The organism is Dyella sp. A6 (assembly GCF_036320485.1).
GTDB lineage: Bacteria > Pseudomonadota > Gammaproteobacteria > Xanthomonadales > Rhodanobacteraceae > Rhodanobacter_A > Rhodanobacter_A aluminiiresistens.
Genome location: NZ_CP132911.1, coordinates 868175 through 880588, shown reverse-complemented (window position 1 = coordinate 880588; position 12414 = coordinate 868175). Strand labels below are relative to the sequence as shown.

Here is a 12414-nt window from a genome sequence, read left to right as displayed (position 1 = left end):
ACGCGGCCACGAGCTGACGGGGCTGCCGCCGGCAGACTGCCCGGCGGCATTCCTTGGCTCAGGCCCCGACAAAGCGCCGCAGCGCCTGCGCGTGGATCGCCGACGTGCCGGCCAGCACGCTGCGTGTGTCGAGCGTAAGCGCCTGACCATCGAGGTCGGTGAATATACCGCCCGCTTCGCGCACGATGACTGCCAGCGCGGCCACGTCGAGTATGTTCACGTCCGACTCGATCACCAGGTCAAGCGAGCCGCGCGCCAACAGGTGGTAGTGACAGAAATCGCCGTAGCCGCGGATGCGGTTGCTGTCGCGCACGAGTGCCGCCAGGGTCTGCCAGCGCGCATCGCCGGCAAGCGTCTTCAGATTGCCGGTGGATATCGAGGCCTGTGCCATGTCCGCGGTATCCGCCACCTGTACGCGTTCGCCGCCAAGCCACGCGCCACCACCGGCGCTGGCCCACATCGTCTCGCCGTAGACCGGCGCACTGGAAACGCCCAGCACCAGTTCGCCACGGTCCATCAGCGCGATCTGGGTGGAAAAGAACGGCGTGCGGCGGACGAAGCTCTTGGTGCCATCCAGCGGGTCGACCAGCCACAGCAGCCCGTCGCGCGCACCGTCCAGACCGAATTCCTCGCCATAGATCGCGGCATCGGGCAAAGCCGCGTGCAACACCTTGCGGATCGCCTGTTCGGCCTCGCGGTCGGCCACCGTGACCGGCGTGTCGTCGCTCTTGATCTCCACCGCCACGCCACGGTTCCAGTAGTGGCGAATGACCTCGGCAGCAGCCTCGGCCGCCTCGCGCGCCGCGGCCAGCGCCGCTTCCAGTTGCATCGGATTCATCATTGCTCCGTATGGGACATCAATCGGGTCAGACCGCCATTGCCATGCAGCTGCAGCGTACCGTCCGGCGCGAGCCGGCCGAACCGGGCCAGCCAGTCACGCAGCGGCGCGTTGTCGGTGCCCGGCACCAGCTTGAGCCGGTAATGCCAAGCCAACGGACTCAGTGCCGCCGAGCCATCGGCACGCAGCGGGCCGCGTCCGTCATCGCGCAAGCTGAGCTTCACGATACCGCCCTGCCCGTGCGCCTGCAGTTGAAAACCGCCCAGCGCCACCCGTGCCGTACCGTCATCCATCGCCGCGTCACGCCACTGCGCATCCGCATCCAGCTGCATGGGCCAGAAGCCCTGCAAACGGGCGTCCACGATATGGACGTCCAGCCGTCCATGCAAGCGGTTTCCATCGAGTCCGCCCAGACCGTCGAGCATCGCAGCATCGGCATGTATCTGCACATCCTTCCATGCGGATACGCCGGCAGAGATCCGCTGCATGTCACCGTTTGCAGTCAACCCCGGCCGCTCGAATGCCACATGCGCCCGCAGATCGCCCAGCAATGCGCGGCGCGATACCGTCCAGCGAAGCTGGCCCAGGTCGCTGCCGTCGGCCGCCCGAAGCTGCGCGGCACGTCCATGCCAGAGCGTTCCGTCGACCTGCTCGAGCCGCATGCCATGCATTCGACTCCCCAGCATGGCCAGCGCCAACCGCGCCGGCATGAACCACACCAGCAGCGCCAATGCCGTCAGAAAAAGCACGCAAGCAATCAATGAGATACGCAGGATTTTCAATCGTCGACCCTTGTTGTTTCGACGGCCTTGCTTGAGCGCAACAGCCACAACACCGATCATAGAGGGATGAACAAGCAGCTTGACAGCAACACCATCCTCGCCGAGCGGGACCTGCAACACATCTGGCATCCCTGCACCCAAATGCACGATCACGGCATGCCTGGCACCGGCCGGGTGCCGATGGTGCCGATCGTGCGTGGCGAAGGCGCCTGGCTCTACGACGCGGACGGACGCCGCTATCTCGACGGGGTCAGCTCCTGGTGGACCAACCTGTTCGGCCACGCCAATCCACGCATTGCCGCGGCGCTGGCCGAACAGGCGCAGACCCTCGAACACGTGATCTTCGCCGGCTTCACCCATCCGCCCGCGATCCAGCTGGCCGAACGTCTGGTGCAGCTCGTACCGGCCGGGCTGGACAAGGTGTTCTTCGCCGACAATGGCTCGGCCGCGGTGGAAGTGGCGCTGAAGATGAGCTTCCACTACTGGCTCAACCAGGGGCACGGCGAGAAAACCCGCTTCATCGCACTGAGCGGCAGCTACCACGGCGAGACCCTGGGCGCGCTCTCGGTGAGCGACGTGGCGCTGTACCGCAAGATCTACGCACCGCTGCTGCTCACTCCGATCCTGACGCCTTCGCCCGACGCCTACGAGGGCGAACCGGGCGAATCGCCGGCACAGGTCGCCGCACGCCGGCTCGGCGACCTTCGCGCCCTGCTCGAACGCCACGCGCACGAGACCTGCGCGGTGATCGTGGAGCCGCTGGTGCAATGCGCCGGCGGCATGCGCATGTACCACCCCGACTACCTGACCGGCCTGCGTGCGCTGTGTGACGAGTTCGACGTGCACTTCATCGCCGACGAGATCGCGGTGGGCTTCGGTCGCACCGGCACCATGTTCGCCTGCGAGCAGGCCGGCGTCTCGCCCGATTTCATGTGCCTGTCGAAAGGCCTGACCGGCGGCACCCTGCCGCTCGCTGTCACGCTCACCACCACCCGCGTCTACGACGCCTTCTACGCCGAATACGCGTCCGGCAAGGCGTTCCTGCATTCGCACAGCTATACCGGCAATCCGCTGGCCTGCTCGACCGCGCTCGCCACCCTGGACATCTTCCGCGACGAACCGGTGCTTGAGCGCAACCGCGCGCTGGCCGCGCACCTGGCTCGCCGGCTGGAGCCGCTGCGCGACCACCCCAACGTGGCCGATGTGCGCCAGACTGGCATGATCGCCGCCGTGGAACTGGTCGCCGACAAGGCCAGCCGGTGCCCGTTCCCGGCCGGGGAACGACGGGGCCTGCGGGTCTACCTGCATGGCTTGCAGCACGAAGCGCTGCTGCGCCCGCTGGGCAACATCGTCTACTTCATGCCGCCGTATGTGGTCAGCGAGGCGGACATCGACCATCTGGTCGACGTGGCCAAGGCCGGTATCGCCAAGGCACTGGCCGACTGAGAACACATGATCCGCCCTGGTCGGTACCGGGTCCTTTCGCTGCAGGGCAACCGTGTCCGGCGTCATGGCAGCACGCCGGACGAGCAGGCGCGCTATGCTGCCGAGCCGACAGACGCCATCACCCACCATGCGCACGATCCGCATCCACGTCGACCAGCCGCTCGCCACCGGTCAGCAGCTGCCGTTGCCGCCACAGGCCGCCGAGCACGTCGCCCGCGTGCTCCGGCTGGGTGCCGGTGCTCCGCTGACGCTGTTCAATGGTGACGGCAACGACTATGAGGCGGTGATCCTGGAGGTCGCCAAGCGTGAGGTCAGCGTCCGCATCGAACATGCGCAAACGGTCGCCAACGAGTCGCCGCTGCGCCTCGTGCTCGCCCAGGGCGTGGCGCGCGGCGAGAAAATGGACCTGATCGTACAGAAGGCGACCGAACTGGGCGTGGCGCGCATCGTGCCACTGCTGACCGAACGTTCCGAAATACGCCTGGACGCCGCCCGCGCCGAAAAGCGCCTGGCCCATTGGCGTGCGGTCGCCGCCAGTGCCTGCGAGCAGAGTGGCCGCGCCTGCGTGCCCGTGGTCGCGCCGGTGCAGCCGCTGCAGGCCTGGCTGGACACGCTGGGTAGCGAACGGGCCGTACGCCTGGCGCTGCTACCCGATGGCACCCGGCACATGGGCAGCCTGAGTTTCGATGAGGCTGGCGGCCTGCTGGTAGTCGGCCCGGAAGGCGGACTGGGCGAACGCGATGTCACGGCACTTGAGAGTGCCAGCTTTGCCGGGTTGCGCCTCGGTCCGCGGATACTGCGCACCGAGACGGCCGGACTCGCCGCACTGGCCGCGCTGCAGGCCCTGCACGGCGATTTCTGAGACCGCCACCGGACTCAGGCCGCGCCAGCCTGCTCGTCGAAGCCGAAACGCCCGACCAGCTCGGCCTCGATACCTTCCAGGTCGGGGATCACCGCCACGTCGTCGCGCACCAGCACCTGGGCCTTCACCCCGGGCGGCAAGGGCTTGCCGTCGTGGGTGGGAATGACCAGTTCGGCATTGAGCGTGGTCAGGCGCGGGAAACCCTGGGTCACGACCGCCACGAACGGCATGCGCGGATGGCCGCCCAGCGCCTTGAGCACGGCCACGCGCACGGCAAGATCGGCATCGCCTTCCTGCGCACCGGCCAATTTGGTGAAAGAGACCAGCGGAACCCGCCAGCCACGCCAGGCGATGCGGCCAAGCAGCCATTCCGGTGCGTCGTCGACCGGCTCGGGTTCCGGCATGGTGATCACTTCGGCCACGGTGGCATTGGGCAGCAGCAGTCGCAGATTGCCGACCGGGACCAGCACGCAGCGGATTTCGCGCGGCAACTCTTGTTCGCTCATGAACGACCTTCCGTCTGGAACTCTTCGGTCAGGCGCGCCGCAAGCTCCTGCGGCGTGCCGGAAAACTGCGACAGGTGTTCGGCCATCACGCCACTGACCATGTCCGCGAAATGCTCGCCGGAAGAAACTTCCACCCAGACTTTGCCGCCACGATCATGGATCGCCTGGCAACCGCCTACCGCATCGGTGGAGCGACCGGCGAAAACGATCGCCACGACACTCTGGCCGAAGGTGGTGGCCGCCATCGTGAAGCTTGTATCAATCGAGGGCGAATAAGCTGCCTGTTCGTCGGCGGCAAGCAGCTCCATCGCACCACTGCGCGCAATGCGCACTTGCTGGCCAGATGGCACCACCCACACTTCGCCCGCGCGTGCACGCGCACCTGTCTGGGCCATGCGCACCGGCAGGGTGCTGTGCCCGGATATATATTCGACCAGGCCGTCAGCGGATGTTCCAGCCAGGTGCTGGGTCAGCAGCACGGCTGACTTCAGCCCCAGCGGCAAGCCTGCCAGGAAACGGCAGACCGAGTCCGTGCTTTCGGTGGTGGCGCCAAGCACGACCAGTCGGCTCAGGGCACTGTCGAGATCGCCGAGCACGAACTCGTTGGGGACGTATTCCGTGGGTGCGACGGCGTCTTCCATCGACATCAGTTCGAGGCTCAGCCCCGGTTCGATCGGCGAAGCACCCTCGTCGGCCGAATCGGGCGCAAGGAAATCCGCCGCGCTTAGCTTCTCGATGCCGAAGTCGGATGGCTTGTGTTCGGCAGCCGGGGCAGCTACCGGGGGCGACAGCATGTCATCGTCTTCCAGAAAGCCCCACTCCGGCGCCGACGGTGGCTCGACCGCGCTGCGTTCGACGGTACTGCTTTGCAGCGGCGACTCGTCATCGTCGGCGGCCAGCGAAAGGTGATCGGTCCGGATCGACGGCGTGGCCTCGGGTTTCGCTTCGGCAGCAACCGAAGCCACCGGCTCCATCTCGTCCAGGCCGGCCATGTAGGCCGAAAACTCCTGATGCAGCTCGCTCGGCTCACTGGCCTCCGCGGGCTTGTCGGCGGTCGTCTCCATCGCGCCGAAATCACCATCGAACAAGGGCGGCAGTTCAGCGTCGGCATCGAACTTCAGTCCGCCTTCGCCCTCGGCGAACGCTGGTTCGGCCGGTTCATCATGCGCCAGCAGCTCCTCGAGCTCAGCGGCGAGACTGGCCGATTCCGCAGCCGCCTGCTGCTCATCGATATCCTGGTGGAGCTCGGGATCGGACGGCGGCGACAGTGCCGCATCGTCCGGCGTATCACCGACGGCCGACGGTCGGTCACCCGCGCCCGCGCCGGCGTGTGCATCCGGCGCCCGCGCATCGGCAGGCCTGGGCGGATCGACGTCACCGGCCGCAAGCACCTTCACCGCCAGATGCCGGGCCCAGCGCGCGCGACTCCAGCCGTCCAGCCCACGGCAGGCCTGGGCATCGTTGAAGACCACGCGTGGGCCGTCGCCGTCGATCATGCCGTAAAGCCGATCGAGCACCGCCTCGTCGGCGTCATCGTCCAGGTTGACGACCAGCACATGGGCACCACTGGCGACCAGGCGTTGCCGATCCATGTCCGCAAGCCCGCCTTCGTGCACGATCCTGGCGCCGCATTCGTCGAGCGCGGCTTTCAGCTGGCCGCCAAGCTCGGCGTCATCGAACAGCAGAGCGACAGCCGTGACGGCGTTGCCATTCATTCCTCGGCCTCCATTGCACGCTGTTCGAGCACTTCCCCGATCTGCGTCAGAAGCTCCGCTTCCTGGTACGGCTTGCCCAGATAACGGTCGACGCCGATATCGAAGGCACGCTGGCGATGCTTCTCACCGGTACGCGAGGTGATCATGATGATCGGCACACGGCGCAGGCGCGGATCGGCCTTCATCTGGGTGGCCAGCTCGTAACCGTCCATGCGCGGCATCTCGATGTCGAGCAGCATCAGGTCGGGCACCCGCTCGTTGAGCTTCTCGAGCGCGTCGACGCCGTCCTTCGCGGTCATGACCTCGTACTCGTGACGTTCCAGCACGCGACCGGTGACCTTGCGCATGGTGATCGAGTCGTCCACCACCATCACCAGCGGCTGGATGCGGCCTTCCTCGACCACCGGCATCTGTTCGACGGCATCCAGGCCTTCGGCCACGCGCTGCTCGCGCCGGCTGATGCCGTGACGGACCAGTGGTGCCAGATCGAGAATGATCAGCACCGAGCCGTCGCCCATGATGGTGGCGCCGAGGATGCCGGGCACCGAGCTCACCTGCGGACCGACCGACTTCACCACGATTTCGCGCGAGCCGATCACTTCGTCGATGCGGATCGCGGCACGCAGGTCGCCCGAGCGCGTCAGCAGCAACGGCAGTTGTTCCTCGTCGCCCACATAGCCAGGCGTGTGACCCAGCAGTTCGGCCAGGTCGTGGATGACGAAGCGCTCGGTGTTGTACTCGAATGCAGGATCGGGTTCGGCCAGGCGCTCGGTCAGTTCGGCCGGGCTGATCCGGGCCACCCCCTGCACCGAAGTCATCGGGATGGCGAAGGTGACTTCGCCGATGCGCACCAGGATCGCCTGGGTCACCGCCAGCGTGAACGGCAGGCGCAGCACGAACGTGGTGCCCTTGCCCTGTTCCGAGTCGATCGCCAGTGAGCCGCCAAGCTGCTTGATCTCGTTGGCGACCACGTCCATGCCCACACCGCGCCCCGCCAGCTGCGTGATCTCGCTGGCTGTGGAGAAGCCGGGCTGGGTGATCAGGCCAAGCAGTTCGCTTTCGCCAGGACGTGCATCCTCGCGCAGCAGGCCGCGCTCGATCGCGCGCTTGCGGATCGCCTCGCGGTCCAGGCCACGACCGTCGTCACTGACCCGCACCACCACTTCGGTCGCTTCACGCGCCACCCGGATACGCACTGCACCCTCACCGGGCTTGCCGGCTTTCTGGCGCTCCTCGGGCGACTCGATGCCATGCGCCACGGCGTTGCGCAGCATGTGCTCGAACGGAGCCTTGATGCGCTCCAGCAGGTTGCGGTCCATTTCGCCGTGCGCGCCCTCCACGTGGAGCTGGGCGTTCTTGCCCTGCTCCTGCGCCGCCTGACGCAGGGTACGGCGAAGGTTCGGCACCATCGTGTCGAATGGCAGCATGCGCGTGCGCAGCAGACCTTCCTGCAGTTCCGAACTCACGCGGGACTGCTGGATCAGCAGGGTTTCCGCCTGCCGCGTCAACTCGTCCAGCATGCTCTGGATCGACACAAGGTCGGATACCGACTCGGCCAGCGCACGCGAGTACTGCTGCAGCTGCGAGAAGCGGTCCAGTTCGAGCGGATCGAAAACGGTCAGGCCGCCTTCGCGGTGCTCGCGCTGGTAGCGCGCGATGATCTGCGCCTCGGTCTCGATTTCCAGCATGCGCAGCTGGCTGCGCAGACGCTGCACGGTCTGGTCCAGCTCGACCAGGTTGAAGCGGTAACCGGCCACCTGCTGTTCCAGGCGCGAACGGTAGATCGCGACCTCGCCAGCATGGTTGACCAGGTTGTCCAGCAGTTCCGCGCGGACGCGGATCTGTTCCTGTTGCGGGCTGGGCAGATCTGCCGCGGGCTCGCTTTCGTCCGGCAGCAGCTCGGGCAATTCGGCTTGCGGCATCGAGCCCGACACTACGGCAGGCGCGGCAGCATCGCGGTCAGCGTCGGCATCAGCGGCCACGAAGGCCTTACCGGACCAGCCTTGCAGATGATCGATCATCGCCTGTGGGTAGGCGATCGGGCGACCTTGGCTCACGCGTTGCACCAGGCTGTGCAGGCGATCGAAGGCTGCTTCAAGCGTGGCGATCAGCACCTGCGACGAACCACTGGCCGGCGGATGCTCCAGCACCGTCTCGATGGCATGCGTGAGGTCGCCTACCGGCGACAGCCCAGCGATGCGCGCACCGCCCTTGAGCGTGTGCAGGTCACGCAGCAGGCTTGCCACATGAGCTGATTCGTCCGGCTCGGCATGCCATTGCGCCAGCACGCCGTCGGAGTGATCGAGAATTTCGTGCGCCTCCTCGCAGAACACCTCCATCAGGTCGGGATCGACATGGCTGAAATCGATCTCGTCACCACTTTCGGCCGGTACCACGACGTGCGGTGCCGGTTCGGCTTCAGCCGTGGCGTCGGCATGTTCGTGCGCAACCGGCTCGACCGCTTCCGCGTGGTCCACCGTCCGTGCGACATCCACGGCCTCGGCAGCCTCGACCTCGAGCGGTTCGCTCGTCGCGGTGTCGATGGCGAGCGCGCGGTCGGCCGACTCCAGCTCGGCCAACTCGACTGGTTCCGAATCCGATGCCTGCACCGGCGTGATGGCGTCCTCGTCGATCGCTTCGACAACAGGCTGTGCGTAATCGTAGCTTTCGCCTTCGACCGGTTCGACGTCGGCCTGATCGACCACCGGATGCGGGTCGGATGCGAGCGTCTGCGACTCCTCGATATCGAGGTCGTCCGCGCCAGAATCGGCCATCCCGGCCGCAGGCGCTTCCTCCTCAGTCACGTCGTGCGGGACCGCATCTGTGGCAGATGGCGCCGCCACGAACCCGTGATCTTCCCCGGCGGCGGCTTCCGGCAATTCTGGCTGCGACAGGTCGGTCACCTCGACCCCGGATGCGGCCGGCTTTTCGTCGAGGTCGAGCGTCTCGTCCAGGCTGGCCAGCAACGCAGCGAAATCCTCGTCGCCGATATCGTTGGACGCGTGGTCCGCCGTCAGCGACTCCGGTGTGCCGGCAACATCGTGCAGGTCGAAACCGGCAAGGGCTTCGGAGAAATCGAGCGCGTCATCGCCCGTGCCCAAGGATTCCGGAGCGCTGTCGGTCGATGGCTCTGCCGGAGCCAGTTCCTCGGCGCTGTCGATCTCGTGCGCCTGTGGCTCGAACACCACATGGGCGACCTGTACTTCGGGCTCCTGATCGCGCAGTTCGGCGATGCGTGCAATCAGTGCATCGGCATCCGGCAGACGCGGCTGCGCCGCGTCGAACTGGGCCATCACCTCGTCGACCACGTCGGCGCTCTGGCCCAGCAGGCCGACGCCCTCGATCGACAGCGCATGACCGGCACCGCGCAGTCGCTTCAGCAGGGTTTCCAGCGGCGACAGCAGGTGCATCAGCAGCGGGATGTCCACCATCGCGATGGCACCGTGCATGGTATGCACCGCACGCAGCAGGCCGTCGTCGACCATCAGCTCGCCGCTACTGCGGCCGACCGTGGTGCGGATGGTCTGCAGATGCTGGGCGACTTCGCTGCGCAGGATTTCCAGCAATACCGGATCGATCGGCGGCAGCACCGGCTCGGCGAAGGTCGCGCCCTCGGCGTGGGAAAGGGATGCCTCGGTCGCAGCGGCATCCGCCGCCCGCTCGATGTCGCTGAGGCTGGCCGTGGGAATCGCATCGGCATCGGCTTCGACGCGCGGCACGCGCCGCTTGACCATGCGCCGTACCGTCTGGGTGGCGCCAAGATGATCCGCGACACGCGCCTGGTCCTGGCCCTTGGCCAGCTGCTCGGCCGTGCTCATGATGGCGCTGATCGGCGCATCCGCTACGCCGTCGCCTTCCAGCGCCGCGCGTATCGCCGGCAATGCAGCAATCGCGTGATGCACCAGTGCCTGCACACCCTCGTGCGGCTGGATGGTGCCGTCGAGCACGCGGTTGAGCATGTCCTCCACTTTCCAGGCGAATTCGCCGAGCGTACTGGCGCCCACCAGCCGGCCCGAGCCCTTGAGAGTGTGGAAGGAGCGGCGGATCGCGGTCAGCTGCGACTGCTGGCTCGGGTCCTCCAGCCAGGCAGCTTCCGCGGTCTGCAGGTTGGTGATCTCTTCCTGCATTTCCTCCAGGAAGATCTCGCGGATCTCGTCGTCGATGCCATCGGCACCGGTCTGGAAGCCGGCATTGGCGGCCAACGGATCGGCCGCATGCACCTGCTCGACAACTTCCTCTTCGATCTCGATCCAGTCGTCACCGCCGTCCGTAGCCGACGACGACGGCGCCAGCGGTTCGGTTTCAGCCAGATGCAGACCGGAAACATCGTGGACCTCGGACGTCGGTACGTCGTGTTCGCCGATGAACAACGCACTGGCATCCGGACCGTCGGCAAGACTGACCGTTTCCGACAGGCTCGGCTCATCTTCATGTGGTTCCACTGCGACTGGCGGCTGCGGCAACGCAACGGCCTCGCGCGCTGGCGGCGGTGGCCAGTAGCCGAGTTCGCCAAGGCTGTGCTCGGCAACGTCCAGAATGTGTTCGAGCCCGCCTCGGTGCTCGCGGGCGGCCTCCAGGTAGTACTCCAGTGCGGCCAGCGCATCGGCCAGGTGGTCCATCTGCACGCTGGTCGGGACGCGCTGGTCGATCTCCAGTTCGTTGCCGATGAACCGGCCGATGCCTTCGGCAATCGAGGCCGAGCGCGAAGACGACAACATGCGCATCGCGCCGGCCACCTCCTCCATCAGCGCCGAGGCGTTGGCGAGCTGTGCATGCTGCCAGCCGGATTCGACGAAGGCGACGATGGCGTCCTTGACCTTGGCCGTATTGGCGATGGCCTCGCCCATCAGCGTGGCCAGGATGTGCCGTGCCTCGCTGCGCGGCAGCATGGTCGTCGGCGCCTCTTCCGTCGGCGTCGGACGATCGTTTTCGGCACCGAGACTTTCGATGTGATCGTCCAGCGACGCCTCGACGTAGAGCAGCGCGCCGGCCACGTCCAACAACGTCTCTTCGTCCGCAACACGGGTCCGGTTGGCGATGTCCGCCAGCACGCGTCGCTGCTCGGTCACCACCCGACGTGGCACCGCCAGCGCGAGCATGCCCAGGGTATCGCCCACGCGGTCGAGTACTTCGGTCTGCTCGGCCAGACGCGACGGATCGTCGCTCTGCTGGCGCAGATAGAGATCCAGGGCATCCTTGACGCGCAGCAGGTCATCCTTCAGTGCACGCGACACCGAGTCGAGCAGGGCACGGTTGTGGCCGGTCATCGAACCACGCGCATGTTCCAGCTCGCCGGCATCGGGCAGCATACCGTCCAGGCCGTAGGTCTGTGCGACAAGCGCCATCTGCGGACTGCGCTGCTTGGCCTGCGCAACGATGTAGAGCAGCTTGTGCGCCAGCTCGTCGGCATCGCCGCCCGCCAGGCTATCCTCGCCATTCTCGATGAGCTGGCGGATGCTCCGGTCGACCTTGCCGATCAGCTGCCTGACCTCGGCGGCATGGTTCTTGAGCATGCCCTGGTCCAGTCCCTCCAGCACGCCTGCCGCGATCCACCACAGGCGTCGCCCGGGAATCGTCACGCAACGGGCGGCAATCGCATTCAGGGTGTTGCGCATGCCAGTCAGTTGCTGCTGCGCGCCCTGACCACGGAACCAGGCCAGCAACTGCTGCTGGAAGCGCAGACGCAACTCGGCGACCTCGCCATGACGGCGGGCCGCATCCTCGGCGCTGGCAGCGACCGGCGCCTGCGGCGGCAATGCCGCGCCCAAGTTCGGCGTGAACAGGGCCGACTCGTTCAAGGCCTCCTTGGCACGGCTGGCGCGCAGCTCGTTCAGCAAGGGCAGCAGCACCACCGGTACATCCCGATGGCCGCTGGAAAGGCGTTCGAGGTAATCCGGCAGCTGCATCAGGCCGCGCATCAGGGCGGCGTAGGCTTCCTCGCGATGGGCAACGTGATCCTCGAGCAGCGAGATGGTGAGCGTCTCCATCTCCTCGGCAACCATCGCCGCGCCATACAGCTCGACCATGCGCAGCGTACCCTGCACCTGGTGCAGGTTGTCCGCGCAAGAGCGCATGACCTCCCGGTCGCCCGGGTTGTCGACATAGGCTTCCAACGCCTGACGCGCAAGTCCGAACGTCTCGTCGAGCTCGGGCTTGACCCATTGCAGGGTGGTGAAATCGATGTTGTCTTGAAGTCTCATTCGCCCCTCACAGCGGCTGCGCAACAGCGCATCACGCAACCGACGAGGTTGCCCCCTGTCGTGTA

General features: G+C 66.6%; 7 protein-coding genes. 2 read left to right on the top strand and 5 right to left on the bottom strand.

What is annotated here, in order from left to right:
• Window positions 1-58 precede the first annotated feature (58 nt).
• Window positions 59-838: an inositol monophosphatase family protein gene (locus RA164_RS03580; RefSeq protein ID WP_329742607.1), complete on the bottom strand. Its 780-nt coding sequence runs from the start codon at window positions 836-838 to the stop codon at window positions 59-61.
• Complete coding sequence (gene gspN, locus RA164_RS03575) at window positions 838-1773, bottom strand: type II secretion system protein N (RefSeq protein WP_329742606.1); 936 nt, start codon at window positions 1771-1773, stop codon at window positions 838-840. Before gspN ends, RA164_RS03580 begins: the two co-directional genes overlap by 1 nt.
• Here gspN and RA164_RS03570 point away from each other — a divergent pair.
• Together RA164_RS03570 and RA164_RS03565 are read left to right on the top strand one after the other, a co-directional pair.
• A complete protein-coding gene (locus RA164_RS03570) occupies window positions 1687-3066 on the top strand; it encodes an adenosylmethionine--8-amino-7-oxononanoate transaminase (protein ID WP_329742605.1) in 1380 nt (459 codons plus the stop codon). The genes gspN and RA164_RS03570 overlap by 87 nt on opposite strands.
• Window positions 3067-3193: 127 nt before the next feature.
• Window positions 3194-3928 carry a 16S rRNA (uracil(1498)-N(3))-methyltransferase gene (locus tag RA164_RS03565; RefSeq protein WP_329743470.1) on the top strand — a complete coding sequence of 245 codons (735 nt, stop codon included), beginning with the start codon at window positions 3194-3196 and terminating at the stop codon, window positions 3926-3928.
• Window positions 3929-3942: 14 nt separating this feature from the next.
• Here RA164_RS03565 and RA164_RS03560 read toward each other — a convergent pair whose 3' ends face one another.
• The 3 genes from RA164_RS03560 to RA164_RS03550 are packed head-to-tail and all read right to left on the bottom strand — an operon-like array spanning window position 3943 to window position 12349.
• Window positions 3943-4434: a chemotaxis protein CheW gene (locus tag RA164_RS03560; RefSeq protein WP_329742604.1), complete on the bottom strand. Its 492-nt coding sequence runs from the start codon at window positions 4432-4434 to the stop codon at window positions 3943-3945.
• Window positions 4431-6149, bottom strand: coding sequence for a chemotaxis protein CheB (locus RA164_RS03555; protein WP_329742603.1), 1719 nt, complete (start codon window positions 6147-6149; stop codon window positions 4431-4433). The genes RA164_RS03560 and RA164_RS03555 overlap by 4 nt, the downstream gene beginning before the upstream one ends.
• Entirely contained in the window at window positions 6146-12349 is a 6204-nt protein-coding gene (locus tag RA164_RS03550; protein ID WP_329742602.1) for an Hpt domain-containing protein, read from the bottom strand. Before RA164_RS03550 ends, RA164_RS03555 begins: the two co-directional genes overlap by 4 nt.
• Window positions 12350-12414 lie beyond the last annotated feature (65 nt).